Raw genomic sequence first — 17,129 nt, 5'->3', positions numbered from 1 at the left:
CGCGGCGAGTACCCTGAAGCCATGGCACGCGCGATCGTCTACACCGAGTTCGGATCCCCCGCAGTCCTTCACCAGATCGAGGTCCCCGACCCCGTCGCAGCACGCGGCGAGGTGGTCGTGCGGATCGAGGCCGCCGGTGTGAACCCGATCGACGCGAAGCTGCGCAGCCGCAAGCGCCCGTCGCCGGACATCACCGAGCCGCGGCCGGTCGGCTTCGATGGCGCGGGCGTCGTCGAGGTCCTCGGCGAAGGGGTCGACGACTTCGGGGTCGGCGACCGAGTCGCGATCCGTGATGCGCTCGGCACCTACGCCTCGGCGCTGGCGATCCCGACCGGGAAGCTCGTCGCCCTTCCGGATGCCGTGACCGCGGCCGAGGGAGCGGCGATCGGCATCCCTGCGGGCACCGCCTACCAGGCGCTGCGATCACTCGGCGTGACCGATGGCGACGTGCTGCTCGTCCACGCCGGCTCCGGCGCCGTGGGGCAGGCCGCCGTGCAGTTCGCCGTGGCCTGGGGCGCGACGGTGATCGCCACCGCGAGCCCCGCGCGCCACGATCAGCTGCGCGAGCTCGGAGCCATCCCGATCTCCTACGACGCGGGCCTCCTGGAGCGCGTGCGAGAGGCCGCACCTGCTCCGGTCACGGTCGTCCTGGACTGCGCGGGCACCGACGAGGCGATCGAGACCTCTCTCGCCCTCGTCGCGGACCGGGACCGGATCGCGACGATCGTGCGGGGCCCGGATGCCGCGTCGTTCGGCATCCGCGCGTTCTCCGGGGGCTCCCCCGTGCCCCTGACCGACGAGGAGCTCGCCTGGCGTGCCGAGGCGCTCCCGAAGACCGTCGAGCTGCTCGCGGCCGGCGACTTCACGATCGAGCTCGGCCCGGAGCTTCCGCTCGCCGAAGCGGCGCAGGCCCATGAGCTCATGGAATCCGGCGCCGCCCCGGGCAAGATCATCCTCGTCCCCTAGTCACGGCCACGGGTGCCGTCGGATGCCGGACAGCAACACGTCTGCGCCGTTCCCGTCGACCTCGAGAACGACCTCGTGGTGCGCGGACGGCGGGCCGTCGCGGTAGACCGTTCGGCCGCGATCCGCGCCGTCGAGCAGAGCACCGATACCCGCGCACTCCGATGAGGTGACGCGCAGGGCTCCTGCCGCGATCATCGCCGCGAGAGGGTCATGCAGCGCCCCCTGCCGTGCCCCGTACACGCCATGGTAGAAGTCCAGATAGACGTCGAGCATCCGAACGAGCGCCTGCGGCACCGCGCCCCGTACGCGGGCCAGTTCAACCCGATGCGCGTCGGTCAGCGCATGCCGCATCGTGACGTCCAGCGGCACGATGGTGAGCGGCCAGGACGCCGCGAACACGGTGCCCGCAGCTTCCGGGTCATTGTAGATGTTCGCCTCAGCGGCAGCGCTCACGTTTCCGGCGTGCGAGAACGCTCCCCCCATGACCACGACCCGATCGATCGCGTCCACCAGGTGGGGGCGCGACTCGACGGCCTCGGCGACATTGGTCAGGGGGCCGAGAGCAAGCAGAGTCAGACCAGGATGCTGCAGCGCCAGATCGTCGAGGAGTTCGATCGCCGACCTGCCCTCCGGCGCTCGACGAGCCTTCCCGAGGGCGATGCCGCCGACACCGTTTCGACCATGGACATGCGGAGCACCGCCGCTGAACTCGCCGCGGAGAGGATGTCCACGGCCGACAGCGACAGGGATGTCCGCACGGTCCGCTGCTTCCAGAAGCGCCAGCGTGTTGGCGGCCGCCCGCGATGCCGACACGTTGCCCGATACCGTTCCCACCCCGACGATCTCCACATCCGGGTCGGAGAGAAGATACGCGAGCGCGAGCGCGTCGTCGATGCCCGTGTCGCAGTCGACGAAGATGGGGCGGGTCGGGCGCCCGGATGTCTTACCTCGCATAGGAGTCGAGCAGGTTCAGCGACGGCTGCGATCGTTCATCCGCCACGGCAGCGGCACCGACGGCACACGCGAGCTGCAGTGCCTGGGGATAGGCGTCTCCCCGCGCGATGCTGATCATCAGTGCCGCAGCGAACGCGTCACCGGCTCCGACGGAGTTGCGCACGTCAGTCGTGAGACCGACTGCACGTGCGACCTCCACACCGCGTTCGAGCAGAATCGCGCCTGCGGCACCGAGGGTGACCGCCAGAAGCGGTACGTCGTGGACTTCCGGCAGCTGGCCGTACTCGGTCTCGTTCACGATGATGAGATCCGCCCGGTGGAGGACCTCATGCGGGATCTTGCGAGCAGGGGACGCGTTCACGGCGAACATTCCCGTCGCCTGTCGCGCGGCGGCGACGACCACCTCATCCCGCACCTCGAGCTGCACGAGGAGGGCTTCCCCCGGCTCGACGCGCAACGCACCGGAGTCGATGCTCGCGTTCGCTCCTGGGCAGACCACGATCGAGTTCTCGCCCTCGGAATCCACGACGATCAACGCCGTGCCGGTGGCGTCGGGCACCGTCTGCACGGACGAGACGTCCACTCCGGCCCGTGCGAGCTCCCGCCGCATCTCCCGTCCTTCCGCGTCGTCTCCGACCGCGCCGAGGAGCCGGACGTCCGCGCCCAGACGGGCTGCAGCGGCCGCCTGATTCGCTCCTTTGCCGCCTGCTTGTCGGGTGAGGGAGCCGTCGCCCACCGTCTCGCCTCGGGCCGGAGCCCGGGAGACCCGCGCCGTGAGGTCCACGTTGATCGCACCGACGACAGTCAGTCTCACGTCGCCGGTCATCGCGCCTCGCCGGCGGGAGCTCGGAACGACGCACGGCTGATTCCTTCGACGATCGCCTCGGCGACGGCGTGTGCGTCGAGTCCGGTGACGACTCTCGTGTGTCCTTCGCCGACGTGGAATCTGCTGATGCCCTCGTCGTCACCGTCGCTGACGATCTCCACATGCCCCTCGGGTGAGAAGGTGAACAGCCCCGGTTGCGTCAGGGTCAGGACCGTCACGGGATCGTGGGGCACGTTCCACTCCGTGCCCCAGAACTCCCACCACTGCACGATCTCCGCCTCGATCACGCGCCCTAGCGGGCCGGAGGAACTCATGCGTCCGAGGGCCTCGCGTCCCATCTCGATGAGCCGCGTGACGTCCAGTCCGGCCACTGTGGTGGGAATCCCGGAAGCGAAGACGACCGACGCTGCGTCGGTATCGCTCTGGAAGTTGTGCTCCGCCTTGTCATCGGAAAAGGACCCTCCCATGATCCACAGGTGCCGAACCGCGGGGGCGAATCGCGGGTCGCGTTCGATCGCCGCCGCGATGTTGGTGAGCGGACCGATGGCAAGTACGTCGACGGTCCCGGGGCTGGCGCAGACCGCGTCGATGAGGTATCCGACCGCATCAGCTCCATCGAGCTCGTGCGCTTCGAGCCCGTCGTACAGCCTCGCCTCGTGACCTGCCCACCAGACCTCACGCCCCGAGAGCGTGGCGCTCTCTCCCGCATGAACGGGGATGGTCACGCCCGCGATCTCGGCGATGCGCTTGGTCATCCGTCCGCGCAGGGCGGTGTCGCCGTAGACCGTGGTGACGCCGATGAGTTCGATGCTCGGCGACCCGAGGATCAGCGCCAATGCCATCAGGTCATCGACATCCGTTCCGATGTCGGTGTCGAGGATGACGCGGTGAGGTGCGGACATCTGAGGTGCCTTTCGAGAGTTCGCGGTCATTTCAGACCGGTCGTGCTGACCGACTGGATGAAGTACCGCTGGAAGCTGAGGATGATCGCCAACGGGATGAGGACGAGGATCATCGACGCGGCGAAGAGGACGCCGTAGTCGACCTGGAACTGGCCCTGCATGTTCGACAGCGCGACCGGACCGAGGATGTGCTCCTCGTCGGTTCCCATCAGCAGGGGCCAGACGTACGCCTGCCACTGGAAGAGGAACAGCATGAGACCTGCACCGATGAGAGCAGGGCGGGAGAGCGGCAGGTAGATGCGGGTGAAGATACCCCACCATCCGAGTCCGTCCAGTCGCCCCGCCTCGACCAGCTCCTCCGGGATGGCGAGGAAGAAGGTGCGCAGCAGGAAGATCGCCATGCCGTTGCCGATCCCCGGGAGGATGAGGCCGAGGAAGGTGTTCTGCAGCTGCCAGTCGCGGAACATGGCCGCGAGGGGGATGGCGATCGCATCGAACGGGATGAGGAACGACAGGATGACGACCGAGAAGAGCGCTGCCTGCCCACGGAACCGGAACGCCGAGAGCGCGAACGCGGCCGTCGCGCAGACGACGAGCCCAGCGACCACCGTCACGACGCTCACGAACAGCGAGTTGAGGATGGCGCGGCCGAGGTCGCTCTCGAGCAGTGCGGCGTAGTTGTCGAGGGTCGGCGTAACGGTGAAGAAGGTCTGCCACTGCAGCGGATTGAGGTAGCTGAAGGTCTCCGCTCCGGGTCGGAGCGAGTTGATGAAGGTCCACCACAGCGGGATGAGGAAGGCGATGCCCACCGTGACCGACAGCAGAGTCGACCAGACCAGCAGGACGGTCTTGCGCGAGAACGGTCGTCGCGTCGAGATGATCGTGGTCACGGCTGGTCCTCGGTCTTGAGCAGGCGGAACTGCAGGGCGACGATCACCACGGTGACGAGCACGAGGATGACGACCTCGGCCTGGGCCTTGTTGATGTCGCCGAAGGTGTACGCACGCGTGTAGAGGTCGTGCATCAGGAGGTTCGTGGAGCCGCTCGGCCCACCCTTGGTGAGGATCTGCACGGGCGCGAAGACCAGGAAGTTCGAGACGGTGTCGGCGACGAGGACGAAAGCCAGCGGACGGCGCAGCAGCGGAAGCGTGATCGACCAGGTCTGCCGCCACCACGAGGCTCCGTCGAGCGAGGCCGCTTCGTAGTACGACGTCGGGATGTCGTTGAGCCCCGCGATGAGGAACATCATCCAGTAGCCGACCCCGATCCAGGACAACAGGATCATGATCGACAGCAGCGCCTGGTAGGGCGAGGTGAGGAAGGGCTGCGGCGGGATGCCGATGATCGCGAGGAAGCCGTTGGCGAGTCCGTCCGGGCGGTAGATGACGCTCCAGACGACCGCCGAGACCGCCGGCGGCACGGCGATCGGAAGGATCACCATCGAGCGCCAGAACTTCGACCCGAGAGCCCGTCGGGTGAAGAGCACCGCGAGGAGGAATGCCGCCGCGATCTGCAGCGGGTTGATGACGACCGCGAAGAGCAGGGTGACGGCGAGGGAGTTCTGGAAGTCCGGATTCGAGAAGAGGTCCAGGTAGTTGCCCAGACCGACGAAGGACGTGCCTCCGAGCAGGGTCGTTCGGGACAGGCTGTCGACGAGCGCCACCGCGGCCGGAGCGAGCCGGAGCAGTACCAGGGCGACGAGCGCGGGTAGGAGGAAGAGGAGGGCGATCCCCGCGACGCTTCCGGATCGGCGCTCGCCGTATCTCCCCCGGGCGCGGGAGCGGCCTGCGGCCTCTCCCGCGCCCTTGGTCATGACGGTCATTGCAGCTGACTCCATGCGTCTTCGATCTGCGACTGGGCCTGCTCGAGACGTTCCGCGGGGTCGGCCCCGTTGCGGATGTCACCGAACGCCTTGTTGATGAGCGACTCGAACTGGACGTAGCCCACCGACACCGGTCGCGCGACAGCCGTGTCGTCGATCTCGGACGTGATGAGCTCCGCGACTCCGGCACCGTGTTCGCCGGCGAGCCCTTCGAGAGTGGGGAGATACTCGGCTGCGGCCTCGGTGTTCGCCGGGATGATCGTCGTCGCCTCGGTGGTGGCGAGGTTTCCCGTCGGATCGAGCGCCGCGAACTCGAGGAACTCCTGCGCGGCGGCCTTGTTCGTCGAGGCGGTGTTGATGCCCCACGACCATGACCCCGTCGGCGTCACCTCTGCTCCGCCCTCGAAGTACGGCTGAGGAGCGATGCCCCAGTCGAACGCCGCGTTGGCGGCGAATCCTCCGACGTCCCATGGTCCGCCCACGAAGAACGCGACCTTCTGATCGGTGAAGACGGCGCTCGTCTGGAAGCCACCGACACCGCGCGGCGACAACCCGGATTCGAAGGACTCCGCGTACCAGGACAACGCCTTCTGCCACCCGTCATCGGTGACATCGAGGTCGAGCATCTCCGGGCCGGAGATCCCCGATCCGCCACCGGCGGACTCGATGAGGGGCTGCAGCTGATAGTAGGCCTCGACCTGCTCGAGGAGCAGACCCGATTCGGCACCGGCGGCCTGGGCCGCGCGTCCGGCGTCGGCCGTCTGCTCCCAGGTCCACCGCTCCGCCGGCTCGACGGAGGGAGCGTCGATGCCGGCCGCTGCGAGGAGATCCTTGTTGTAGAACAGCATCTGCGTCGAGTTCCAGATCGACAGTGCGTACATCTTGTCGTCATAGATGTTGATCTCGAACTGCGCTGCCGAAGTCGCGTCCTTCGCCTCCGCCTTCAGAGCGCTCAGGTCCTCGAGGAAGCCCTGCGCCGCGATCTGCGCGAGGTTCGGCTGATCGACCGCGAACACGTCGATCGTGTCGTCCTTCGCCGAGAGCCGCTGCTGGAGCGTGGTGGCGTACTGATCGAAAGGGACCTGCGTGTATTCGACGGTGATGTCGGGGTGGCTCTCCTCGAAGGCGGCGATCACCGGGGCGAACGTCTTCGGGTCTTCCGGCCCCAGGAATCGCACGGTGCCTGCGGCATCCTCGGAGTCCGTCGTGCCGGCATCCGAGCCGGAGCAGCTCGACAGAGCGAGAGCGGCAACGGCCAGCCCCGCGATCAGGGCGACTTGTCGCTTCATCTTCTTCTCCCTTGAATGAGCATCATATCTATGCGGTTAGACGATGCGGTTAGATGGACTATAGCCGTTGATCTGCGCTGAATCAAGGCCCGGTTGGGCGAACTCGGTGCTACGCTGACGTTCGATATCTAACCGCTTAGTGGGGAGAGCCCAATGGCCACCGCCAGAGACGTCGCCGACAGGGCCGGCACCTCGACGGCCGTCGTCAGCTACGTGTTCAACAACGGTCCGCGCAATGTGGCACCGTCCACGCGCGAGAAGGTGCTGCAGGCGGCCACCGAACTCAACTATCGGCCGAATGCGCTGGCGCGGGCGCTGAGTTTCGGCAGGACGCTCTCGATCGGGCTGATCGTGCCCGACATCGCGAACAGGTTCTTCGGAGAACTCGCACGGGCACTGGAAGAGGCTGCGGCAGCACAGGGGAACCTGCTGCTGATCGGCGACTCAGGACTCAACGTCGAGCGCGAGCAGTCGCACGTGGCGGCGTTCGTCGAACGGCGTGTCGATTCCGTCGTGATGGTCTCCTTGTCCGACGCCCCCGATCTCCGCCCGTTCACCGAAGCGGGCATCCCCATCGCCGTGCTGCATCCGGTCGATCCCGGACAGCAGGCGTCTTCGATCTCGATCGACTACCGGGCCGCAGCGCACGCCGCGACAGCTCACCTGCTCGCACACGGATACGGATCCATCGCTCTGCTCAACGGGCCGCATGACTCCGCCGGGTCACGCCAGCACCGCGAGGGTTTCTTCCGTGCGATCGAGGCCCACCACGAAGCAGTCGAGACCGTCGAGATGCAGACCGAGATCTCTCGCGCGCACGCCGCACAGGTCGCCCTCGACGTGCTCGCCCGGCCCTCCCGACCGCGCGCCTTCTACTGCTCGACGGACGAGCAGGCTCACGGGGTGATGTTCGCCTGCCACCGTCTCGGCCTGGCCATCCCCGCCGATGTCGCGGTCACCGGGTTCGACGGCACCGAGCACTCCGCGTACACCTATCCCCCGCTCACGACCGTCCGACAGCCGGTGATGCAGATGGCGGAGCGCGTGATCGCCCTCCTCACCGGGCAGACCGAACTCCCGGTGCACGAGACCGCACAGTTCGAGCTCGTGCTCCGGGAGTCCTGCGGTTCGCACGACGGCGTCGGGCCCTGATCGCCCGCATCCGCGTCACGCCGGGGCGACCGGCCGTCCGATCGACAGCATCAGCCGGTTCGCCCAGTTGAAGAAGGCCGCACCGTGGATGACGTCGGCGATCTCCAGGTCGTCGAGGCCGGCCGCACGGAGCCGCGCGATCTCGGCTTCCCCGAAGGCGCCGGGTGTGTCGGTGAGGGCGACGGATGCCGCGACGACGGCGTTCCACCGCTCGCCGAGGTCCGCCTCCACGCCCTCGTCGAGCAGGCGGTCGACATCGTCGACGCGCTTGCCGTGGTGGGCCGCGAAGCGCGCGTGCACCGACGCGCAGAACACGCACCCGTTGCGGCGCGAGGCCGCCGTCGCCGCGAGCTCGCGCTCGGCCCGAGGAAGACCCTCGGCGACGTTGTAGAAGATGTCCTTGTCGACGAGCGTCCGCGCCTTCAGGATCTCGGGGTCACGGGCGAGCAGACGGAAGTAGTCGTTCTTGGCCCGGGCCGCATCGACGAGTCCGTCGTAGTGGCGCTCGGTGAGCTCGTCCTCGGCCAGCGGCGAGAGGTGCGGCAGCCAGCCGACCTCGCCACGGGTGAAGGCGTGCGGGTGCGGGGCGTCGTGCGTGAGCACGCTCTCGTCGACGGTCATGCTGCCTCCTCATCGGAATCGGTCTGCGCGCTCGACCGGAGACCGGCGGCGGCGAGCACCCGGAGCCCCGTGATGACCCGCTGCTGGAAGGCCAGGAAGGAGACCAGCTGCGACAGCGTGACGATGCCGTCGGCCGACCACCCGGCGGCGAGCAGTCGACCGATGTCGGCCGACGACGCCTCCCGCGGACGGAACACCAGCAGATGCGTGTGCGCCAGAGCCGCGGCGACCCGGCTGCCGAGCGCCTCGGCCGCGGCATCCGACGGCGTGTAGCGCTCGCCCTCTGTGCTCTCGCTCTGCAGGCCGCGTTCGGTGTACGCGCCGAACGGTCCGTCGACCGCGGCGTCCGACGCCTCGGCCAGCACGACGGCCGCGCGATGCGGGTCGGCGGCGAGCGCGCGGTCGGCGTAGAACGTCCCTGTCGCGTCGGAGCTTCCGGCGAGCCGCGTGGCGAACGCGGCGACGAGCTCGCGCTCCGCCTGCGAGACGTGCTCGTCCGAGACGGGGCGGAACAGCGCGTCGAAGCTCGCCTGCAGCTGCTCCCTGGTGACGGGGCGACGACGACGCAGTGCATCGAGCGCCGGCGTCACCCCCGCGATCTGATCGACGATGTCGTGCGTCATGCCTTCTCCTTGATGGTGTCGGTGAGTGCGTAGCCGAGCGCGGGCGCGACCTGCTCGGCGAAGAGCTCGATCGAACGCAGCACGTGGTCGTGCGGGGCGTCGACCGAGTGGACCTGGAACGCGATCTCCGTCGCGCGAGCGAGGGTGGTGTCGGCGGCGAGCGACTCCGCCACCTCCTCCGGCGTGCCGAGGTGCGTGTCGAGCGCGACGATCAGCTCGTCGATGCTGTCGCCGGGGATCGTCTGACCCTGTCGGCGGAACCCCTCGGCCGCCCGCCGCAGCCCGACCTCGGCGAAGCGCACCGCCTCGGCCCGGTCATCGGCGACGAACACGGTGCGAGAGGCGGTGATGCGCGGCGTCGCCCCCTCGGCAAGAGCCTCGAGGTACGCGTCGATGATCGGATCCTGCAGCGCCGACAACGGCGCAGGCAGGGCGTCGTCGCGGCGGGGCTGCGTGCGCGAGAGCAGCAGTCCGTGCCCGTGGATGCCGGCGCGGTGGCCGCCCGGAGCCGAGAACGTCGCCTGCCAGACACGGTCGGAGAGGTCAGCGGCATCCGGGTAGAGCGTGTTGCCGGCGCCGATGTCGCGGCCGTTCAGCGCGTCGAGCAGCACCGCGAGCTTGCGATCATAGGTCGGCGCCTTGTCGCGCACGTCCTCCCCGAAGGGCACGAACGACGATGGCGTGCCGCCGCTGCCGAGCCCCAGGTCGATCCGTCCGTCGGACAGCAGGTCGGCGACCACGGCGTCTTCGGCCACGCGCACCGGATCCTCCAGCGGCAGGGTGATCACTCCCGTCCCCAGCCGGATCCGCGAGGTGCGGGCCGCGATGTTCGCGAGGAACACCAGGGGCGAGGGAAGACCGCCCTCCGCCGCGCGGAAGTGGTGCTGCGCGACCCATGCCCGTCCGATGCCGACGCTCTCGGCCTGCTGGATCTGCGCGGCCGCGAGGGCGTAGCGCTCTGCGGGCGAGGCGTCGTCGAGCAGACGGGTGAAGAACGCGACGGTGGGGGCGGTCATGCGGGGATCTCCGTTCGACCGGGCACCGCAGCCAGCAGCTCCCGGGTGTAGTCGTGCTGCGGGTCGTGGAACAGCTCTTCGGTCGGGCCTTCCTCCACGATCCGGCCGCGGCGCATGACCGAGACCGTGTGGCTGATCCGGCGCACGACGGCGAGGTCGTGCGAGATGAACAGGTAGGTGAGGCCGAGCTCGGCCTGCAGCGAGGTGAGCAGCTCGAGGATGCGCGCCTGCACGGTCACGTCGAGCGCCGACACCGCCTCGTCGAGGACGACGATCTCCGGGTCGATCGCGAGGGCGCGAGCGATCGCCACGCGCTGGCGCTGCCCGCCGGACAGCTCCTGCGGCGTGCGCCGCGCGACGTCGGCGGGCAGCGAGACCCGGTCGATCAGCGCGAGCGCACGCGCACGCTGGTCGGCTCGCGAACCCTGGCGGAAGTTCCGCAGCGGCTCGGCGACGATGTCCGCGATCTGCTGGCGCGGATCGAGCGACGCGAAGGGGTTCTGGTACACGAGCTGGATGCGGCGGCGCAACGCCCGCAGCTGCTCGCGCGACGCCCGCGTCACATCGTCGCCCGCGATCTCGATCGTGCCGGCATCCGGCTGCTGGAAGCGCGTGACGAGCCGGGCGGTCGTGGTCTTCCCCGAGCCGGACTCCCCCACGAGCGCATGCGTCGTTCCCCTGCGCACACGGAACGACACGTCGTCCACGGCACGGAACCGCTCGCGTCCGCCGACCCGGAACTCCTTCACGAGCCTCTCGGCCACGATCGCGTAGGGGTTCTCCGCCGCGACCGCGGCCGCATCGCGGAGGAACGGCGGTGCGTCCGGACGGCGGAAGCCCGTCGTGAACGCGGGAGCATCGGCGAGGAGCTGCTTCGTGTAGGCGTCGGACGGAGCGGCGAGCACGTCCTCGCTCGCGCCCTGTTCGACGATCCGGCCGTCCTTCAGCACGACCAGCCGTCCTGCGCGGTCGGCGGCGACGCCGAGGTCGTGCGTCACGAGCAGGATGCTGGTGCCCTCCTCGCGGCGCAGCTCGTCGAGCAGGTCGAGGACCTTGCGCTGCACCGTGGCGTCGAGGGCGCTCGTCGGCTCGTCGGCGATCAGCAGCCGGGGTCCCAGCGCGATCGCGGTGGCGATCAGCACGCGCTGCCGCATTCCGCCGGAGAGCTCATGCGGATGCTGACGGGCGCGGAGGTCGGGATCGTCGATGCCGACGCGGTCGAGCAGCTCGATGACCCTGGCGCGGCGGGCCCTGCCATCCCGATGCCCGTGCAGGCGCAGGATCTCCTCGACCTGCGCGCCGATGGGACGCACCGGGTTGAGCGAGGTCGTCGGATCCTGCGGCACGAGACCGATCTCCGGCCCTCGGATGCCGCGCAGAGCACGGTCCGACCAGCCGGAGATGTCGAGATCGCCGAGCCGCACGCTGCCGCCGTCCACGCGCCCGCCTTGCGGCAGGAGCCCCAGGAGAGCGTGCGCGGTGGTGGACTTGCCGGATCCGGATTCGCCGACGAGCGCGAGCGTCTCGCCCTCCTGGATCTCGAACGAGACGCCGTGCACGACCTCGCGTCCGGCGTACGAGATCCGCAGATCGGTCGCTGCGAGGACGCTCATCGGGTGCTCCTTCCGAGTCGGTGGCTGATGCGGTTGGCGCTGAGCACCACGGCGACCACGACGAGACCCGGGAGGGCTGTGAGCCACCACGCCGTCCCGATGTAGTTGCGCCCCTCGGCGATCAGGAGTCCCCATTCGGGAGTGGGCGGCGGCGCGCCGTAGCCGAGGAACCCGAGCGTCGAGATCGCGAGGATCGCCGTGCCGAACTGCAGGGCGGCGAGCGCCACGATGGGCGTGAGCGAGTTCGGGAGCACATGCCGGCGGAGCACCGCGAAGAAGGTGGCCCCGCTGCCGTACGCCGCCTCGACGTACTCGGTGCGACGCACCCTGGCGACCTCGGCGCGCATGAGGCGCGCGAAGGCCGCGACGCTGCCCAGACCGACCGCGAGCGCGGCGTTCACCGTTCCGAAGCCGAGCAGGATGATCACCGAGAGCGACAGCAGCAGGCCGGGGATCGCGAGCAGCACGTCGACGACCCGCATCAGCACGTCGTCGAGGATGCCGCCGACGGCGCCGGCGACCGCGCCGATCAGGGTGCCGAGGCCGAGGCCGACCGTCACGGCGATGAGCGCGCCGGAGAGCGAGTGCACCGCGCCGTGGACGACGCGGCCGAACAGATCGCGACCGAGGGTGTCCGTGCCGAACCAGTGGGCGGCGCTCGGAGGCAGCAGCTTGTCGGCGGGGGCTCCGGTGAGCGGGTCGCCCGCCGCGAAGACCCCGGGGATCACGGCCCAGAGCACGGCCAGCACGACGACCGAGATCGCCAGGTACAGACCCCACGGCAGCGCCCGCAGCGGCCTCGCGGGGCGGACGGATGCCGGGGCGACGGCATCCGCCTCGGGTTCCGGGGCGACCGGGACGGGAAGAGTCGTGAGAACGGGGACGGTCATGCCGGGACCTCCTGCAGGGCGCGCGGTGCCGTCGCCCTCGCGACGCTCCGCTGGCGCGGGTCGATGAGCGGCGTCACGAGGTCGACCGCGAAGCTGATGAGCACGAAGCCCAGCGCCGACAGCAGGACCACGCCCTGCAGCACCGGGATGTCCTGGTTCGCCACGGCCTGCTCGGTGAGCCGGCCGACCCCGGTGCGACCGAACACGGTCTCCGTCACCACCGCGCCGCCGACGAGCTCGCCGAACAGGACGCCCGCGATCGTGAGCGTCGGCACGGCCGCGTTCCGGGCGACCGAGCGGGTGAGGACCCAGATCGGGGGCGCGCCCTTGGCCCGCACCACCGTGATGAACGGCTGGGCCTGCACCTGATCGATGCTGCGCACGAGCACCTGCGCCAGCGGTGCCGAGATCGGCACCGCGAGCGTGAGGACCGGGAGGACGAGCCCCGAGACCGGATCGGCGCCGACGATCGGCACCCACCCGAGGCCGAAGGAGAACACCTGGATGAGCAGGATGCCGAGCCAGAAGACCGGCACCGCGACGAACAGCCCGGGGATCTGCCGCAGACCGTCACGCAGCCAGGCGAAGCGCGCGAGCGATGAGAGCCCGGCGACGAGCACCGCGATCACGAGCGCCACGACCAGGCCGAGGAAGGCGAGGAGCAGCGTGGACGGCAGCGCCTCGCCGAGCATCGTGAGCACGGGGGTGCCGAACTGCGTGGAGTACCCGAAATCCCCGGCCAGGAAGCCCAGGCCCGCGTGCAGATACTGCTGCCACCACGGCAGGTCCGCGCCGTAGGTCGCACGGATGCTGTCGAGCTGATCGGGTGAGAGCCCGAGGCTCGGGTCCGAGAACTTGATCAGGATCGCATCGCCCGGAAGCAGCTGCAGCAGGAAGAAGGTGGCCGTGAAGGCCGCGATCAGAACGATCGCGGCCTGCCCGGCTCGTCGCAGGACGAAGCTCATCGGTGCACCGTGCTCATCAGTCCGTGCTCATCAGTGCTCGGCGAGCCACACGCCGGAGAAGGTCGGACGACCCACCGACTCGAAGGCCACGCCCTGCACGTAGGTCGCCGCGCCGTACACCTGCGGCTCCTCGAACAGCGGGATCACATACGCCTGTTCGGCGATGTAGTCCTGCACGGCCTGAGAGGCGGCGATGCGCTTCTCGGGATCGGGCTCGGATGCCACGGCGAGCAGCAGAGCGTCGAGCTCGGCGTCGTTGGAGATGAGAGTGTCGCGGTTCTTCGTGAAGTACTGGCTCTTGATCACGTCGAGGTCCGCACGGCCGACCATCGAGTGGTAGAAGCCGGTCTTGAGCGGGTCGCGGTTGTCCTCGGCCGCGCTTCCGGCATCGCCGGGCTTGACCGTCAGCTCGACGCCGACCTTCGCCAGCTGCTGGGCGACGAGCTCGAGCGTCTGCTTCGAGAGGGGCTGCGGCTTGGCCTCGTACACCGTGAAGGCGAGGCGCTCGCCGTCCTTCTCGCGGATCCCGTCGGCTCCCGGCTTCCATCCCGCCTCGTCGAGCAGCTCTTCGGCCTTGTCGGGGTCGAAGGCGTAGTGCTCGGACTCGTCCTTGAAGCCGAGGGCCTCGGACGACAGGACCGACTTCGCGACCGGGTAGTTCTCGGTGAAGAGGGTGTCGACGACCTCCTGCGCGTCGACCGCGGCCACCAGCGCCTGGCGGACGCGGATGTCGGTGAGCAGCGGGTTGCTGGGACGCAGGCTGATCGCGTTGTTCACGCCGCGGGTCTGCGGCGCGTAGAGGGTGAAGCCCGCGCTCTCGACCCGGTCCTCGTCGAAGGCCTGCACGTAGCGGACGTAGTCGGCCTGGCCGGCGAGCAGCGAGCCGATGCGCACGGAGTCCTCCGGCGTGACGAGCACGTGCACGGCGTCCACGTAGGGGCGCCCCTGGTTCTCCGCGCTCTCCGGCGCCCAGGCGTAGTCGTCGCGTGCCGTGAGCGTGTACTCGGTGCCGAGCTTCTCGTCGGTCACCGTGAAGGGGCCGGAGCCGATGATCTCCTCCGCGTTGCCCGCGCCGAAGTCCTCGATCGTGCCGTCGAGCGTCGCGGGCGAGAGGAGGCCCGAGTTGATGGTCGAGGTGGCCTGCAGGAAGCCGGGCGCCGGAGCCGAGAACCGGAACGTGACGGTGTCCTCGTCGACGACCTCGCTGCTGGCGTAGTTGTTGATCGCCTCGGAGATCGTGAGCCCGCGATCGGCGACGCCGAGCCCGTAGGTGTCGAAGTTCTTCGCGACGGCCGCGGCGTCGAGCGGGGTGCCGTCCGAGAAGGTGACGTCGGGCTTCAGGTTGAACGTGTACTCGGTCGCGTCGTCGTTCACGGTCCAGTCGGTGGCGATCCACGGCTCGATCTCGAGCGACTCCGGGTTCTGCCAGGTGAGCCGGGCGGCGATGTTGTTGACGACGCCGCCGTTCGGGTAGAAGCCGGCCTGCGGCGGGTACAGGTTCGTGTACGTCTGGTGCTCGAGATAGGTGAGCGTGCCGCCGGTGACGGGGTCGCTTCCCGCGGCGGGCGCGTTGGCCGGGGCCGGCGAGGAGGCGCAGGCGGCGAGGCTCGTCGCGAGGACGAGCGGGAGCGCCACGGCGGCTGCGCGGATGAGACGGCGGTTCATGGGAGATGCCTCCTGGGCTTCGGGTGCACGAGTGCGGCGGGTGATTCAGGGGTGCGAGGTGAGGATCACGCTAGGGAAGACGGATGCCGCGCGGCGAAGCGCCGGACACCGACCGTCGCGAGACGAAACGTCCGGTCACGCGTCGACACGGGAGGTCACACGCAGGCGATCGCGAAGCGTCGCGCCGGCGCGGTCGTCGTCGTCGGAGAGCAGTCCGCGACGGCGCAGTTCGGGGGCGGCGAGGCGCGTGAACGCCTCGAACTGCGCCGGCTGGAATGCCGACAGCACGTTGAAGCCGTCGGCCGCGCCCTCGTCGCGCCAGGTCTCGAAGTGATCGGCGATCGCGTGCGCGTCGCCCACCACGAAGGCGGCGGGCACGGCGTGCGCGGCGACGAGGTGCCGCCAGGTGAGCGGGTCTCCGGTCGAGACGCCGACGCCGGCGATGCGCGACACCCTCTCGACGAGAGCGGCGCCGCGCTCCCCCAGCCGAGCGGCGTCATCGACGCTCACCGGCTGGTCGAAGTCGGCGGCGCGGAGCGGATCGTCCGCGGCGACGCCGAGCGCATCGGCGAGCGCATCGACGGTCCGGTTCGTCGGGAAAGCCGTGCGAGCGGCCTGATGCCCCTCTGCCAGCGGCACGAGCGCCAGCAGGCGCTCCACGATGCGGTGCGCCGCGGCATCCGTGTCGGCGACGACCGGGAGCACGGGGGCGATCACCTTCAGCGTCTGGGGTGAGCGTCCCGCCTCCGCGGCGATGGCTCGCAATCCCTCCCTGGTGGCGATCGCGTCGGCCAGGCTCGGCGCGGCGATGAGCGCGAGGTCGGCCTCCGTGGCCGCGAGAGCGCGCGATCGCGGCGAGGTGCCGGCGTGCACGATGGGGATCTGTCCCTGCGGCGGGCGGGCGACGTTCAACGGACCGGTGACCCGCACCCGCTCGCCCTCCAGATCGGCGGCCCGAAGACCCTCGGGGTCGATGAGCACGCCGCGCGCGGCATCCGCGATCCAGGCGTCGTCGCTCCACGAGTCCCACAGCCGCCGCAGCGCCGTGACGAACTCCTCGGCGCGGTCGTAGCGCGTCTCGTTGTCGGCGTGCGCGTCGCGGCCGTGGTTGCCCGCGGCGCGCGGCTCGGCGCCGGTCACGAGATTGATCCCGGCACGGCCCCCGGAGAGCACGTCGAGCGATGCGAGCGACCGGGCGGTCGTGTACGGGTCGGCGTAGGTCGTGTTGACCGTGGCGATGAGCCCGATCCGCGAGGTGATGCCGGCGAGGAACAGCACCGCGCTGACCGGATCGATGCGGGCGAGCAGGTACGCTCTCGTCGGCCTCGGCGATCACGGTTCCTGCGAGTACAGCCTTCATGGTCCTGCCTCCTCAGATGTGGGTTCGAGCGTATAAGACGTGTGCGACATCCGGGTCGGGGTTGCGCGCAGAGCCGTCAATGTGAGAAACAATCCTGGATCTGTTCGGTGCCGAGACGACAGCGGATTGCGCGATCGCGCCGCATCCCGCCTGTCAGGCGGACTGGCGCCCGTAGCCCTCCAGCAGGCGGAGCCAGATCTCGCTGATCGTCGGGTACGCCGGCACCGCGTGCCAGAGCCTCTTGATCGGTCGATCCCGATCGAGCTCGAGGAGAGCGCGCGGATCGACGGCGCCACGACCTGGCAGACGTTCTGGCGGCTGATCTTCCCGCTGCTGGCTCCGATGAGCGCGACGGTCGGCATCTTCGCGTTCCTCTACGCCTGGAACGACTTCATGATGCCGTCGCTGATCATCTCGGATCCCGCGATGCAGACGCTCCCGGTGCGGCAGAACCTGTTCCAGAAC

At 69.5% G+C, this 17,129-nt stretch carries 16 protein-coding genes and 1 pseudogene; 3 read left to right on the top strand and 14 right to left on the bottom strand.

What is annotated here, in order from left to right; translation table 11 throughout:
- Positions 1-21: 21 nt before the first annotated feature.
- Complete coding sequence (locus DC434_RS19655; RefSeq protein WP_116637013.1) at positions 22-966, top strand: NADP-dependent oxidoreductase; 945 nt, start codon at positions 22-24, stop codon at positions 964-966.
- Here the strand turns inward: DC434_RS19655 and DC434_RS19650 are convergent, their stop codons facing one another.
- From DC434_RS19650 to DC434_RS19625, 6 genes are read right to left on the bottom strand one after another with little or no spacing between them, the layout of a single operon-like run.
- Positions 967-1,920, bottom strand: coding sequence for a nucleoside hydrolase (locus DC434_RS19650; RefSeq protein ID WP_116637012.1), 954 nt, complete (start codon positions 1,918-1,920; stop codon positions 967-969).
- A complete protein-coding gene (locus DC434_RS19645; RefSeq protein ID WP_347707153.1) occupies positions 1,910-2,734 on the bottom strand; it encodes a PfkB family carbohydrate kinase in 825 nt (274 codons plus the stop codon). The genes DC434_RS19650 and DC434_RS19645 overlap by 11 nt, the downstream gene beginning before the upstream one ends.
- Positions 2,735-2,742: 8 nt before the next feature.
- Positions 2,743-3,648 (bottom strand): nucleoside hydrolase, encoded by a 906-nt coding sequence (locus tag DC434_RS19640; RefSeq protein ID WP_165808137.1) that lies wholly within the window; start codon positions 3,646-3,648, stop codon positions 2,743-2,745.
- Positions 3,649-3,674: 26 nt separating this feature from the next.
- Positions 3,675-4,538, bottom strand: coding sequence for a carbohydrate ABC transporter permease (locus DC434_RS19635; RefSeq protein WP_116637009.1), 864 nt, complete (start codon positions 4,536-4,538; stop codon positions 3,675-3,677).
- Positions 4,535-5,470: a sugar ABC transporter permease gene (locus tag DC434_RS19630; RefSeq protein ID WP_116637008.1), complete on the bottom strand. Its 936-nt coding sequence runs from the start codon at positions 5,468-5,470 to the stop codon at positions 4,535-4,537. The genes DC434_RS19635 and DC434_RS19630 overlap by 4 nt, the downstream gene beginning before the upstream one ends.
- Positions 5,467-6,759: a sugar ABC transporter substrate-binding protein gene (locus DC434_RS19625; RefSeq protein WP_116637007.1), complete on the bottom strand. Its 1,293-nt coding sequence runs from the start codon at positions 6,757-6,759 to the stop codon at positions 5,467-5,469. Before DC434_RS19625 ends, DC434_RS19630 begins: the two co-directional genes overlap by 4 nt.
- 153 nt (positions 6,760-6,912) lie before the next feature.
- Here DC434_RS19625 and DC434_RS19620 point away from each other — a divergent pair, with 153 nt between their 5' ends.
- Positions 6,913-7,911 carry a LacI family DNA-binding transcriptional regulator gene (locus DC434_RS19620; protein WP_116637006.1) on the top strand — a complete coding sequence of 333 codons (999 nt, stop codon included), beginning with the start codon at positions 6,913-6,915 and terminating at the stop codon, positions 7,909-7,911.
- A gap of 15 nt (positions 7,912-7,926) precedes the next feature.
- Here the strand turns inward: DC434_RS19620 and DC434_RS19615 are convergent, their stop codons facing one another.
- The 8 genes from DC434_RS19615 to DC434_RS19580 all read right to left on the bottom strand — a co-directional run bounded on the left by DC434_RS19615 (position 7,927) and on the right by DC434_RS19580 (position 16,600).
- Positions 7,927-8,532 carry an alkylhydroperoxidase domain protein gene (locus DC434_RS19615; protein WP_116637005.1) on the bottom strand — a complete coding sequence of 202 codons (606 nt, stop codon included), beginning with the start codon at positions 8,530-8,532 and terminating at the stop codon, positions 7,927-7,929.
- The gene (locus DC434_RS19610; RefSeq protein WP_116637004.1) at positions 8,529-9,155 is read right to left on the bottom strand and encodes a CMD domain protein; all 627 of its coding nucleotides are present in this window, start codon (positions 9,153-9,155) and stop codon (positions 8,529-8,531) included. Before DC434_RS19610 ends, DC434_RS19615 begins: the two co-directional genes overlap by 4 nt.
- A complete protein-coding gene (locus DC434_RS19605) occupies positions 9,152-10,171 on the bottom strand; it encodes a putative FMN-dependent luciferase-like monooxygenase (protein ID WP_116637003.1) in 1,020 nt (339 codons plus the stop codon). Before DC434_RS19605 ends, DC434_RS19610 begins: the two co-directional genes overlap by 4 nt.
- Positions 10,168-11,784 carry an ABC transporter ATP-binding protein gene (locus tag DC434_RS19600; protein ID WP_116637002.1) on the bottom strand — a complete coding sequence of 539 codons (1,617 nt, stop codon included), beginning with the start codon at positions 11,782-11,784 and terminating at the stop codon, positions 10,168-10,170. Before DC434_RS19600 ends, DC434_RS19605 begins: the two co-directional genes overlap by 4 nt.
- A complete protein-coding gene (locus tag DC434_RS19595; RefSeq protein WP_116637001.1) occupies positions 11,781-12,674 on the bottom strand; it encodes an ABC transporter permease in 894 nt (297 codons plus the stop codon). The genes DC434_RS19600 and DC434_RS19595 overlap by 4 nt, the downstream gene beginning before the upstream one ends.
- Positions 12,671-13,639 (bottom strand): ABC transporter permease, encoded by a 969-nt coding sequence (locus tag DC434_RS19590; protein WP_116637000.1) that lies wholly within the window; start codon positions 13,637-13,639, stop codon positions 12,671-12,673. Before DC434_RS19590 ends, DC434_RS19595 begins: the two co-directional genes overlap by 4 nt.
- Positions 13,640-13,669: 30 nt before the next feature.
- Positions 13,670-15,304 carry a TIGR04028 family ABC transporter substrate-binding protein gene (locus tag DC434_RS19585; protein ID WP_116636999.1) on the bottom strand — a complete coding sequence of 545 codons (1,635 nt, stop codon included), beginning with the start codon at positions 15,302-15,304 and terminating at the stop codon, positions 13,670-13,672.
- Positions 15,305-15,439: 135 nt separating this feature from the next.
- Entirely contained in the window at positions 15,440-16,600 is a 1,161-nt protein-coding gene (locus DC434_RS19580) for an NtaA/DmoA family FMN-dependent monooxygenase (protein ID WP_279303221.1), read from the bottom strand.
- Positions 16,601-16,910: 310 nt separating this feature from the next.
- Between DC434_RS19580 and DC434_RS19575 the strand changes: the two are divergent.
- Positions 16,911-17,129: pseudogene (locus DC434_RS19575) on the top strand (ABC transporter permease subunit); the annotation flags it as partial.

Origin of the sequence: Microbacterium sp. TPD7012 (genome assembly GCF_003075395.1) — a bacterium.
GTDB lineage: Bacteria > Actinomycetota > Actinomycetes > Actinomycetales > Microbacteriaceae > Microbacterium.
Note: the sequence above shows the minus strand (reverse complement) of the source record. Positions and strands in the feature narration are given on the sequence as shown.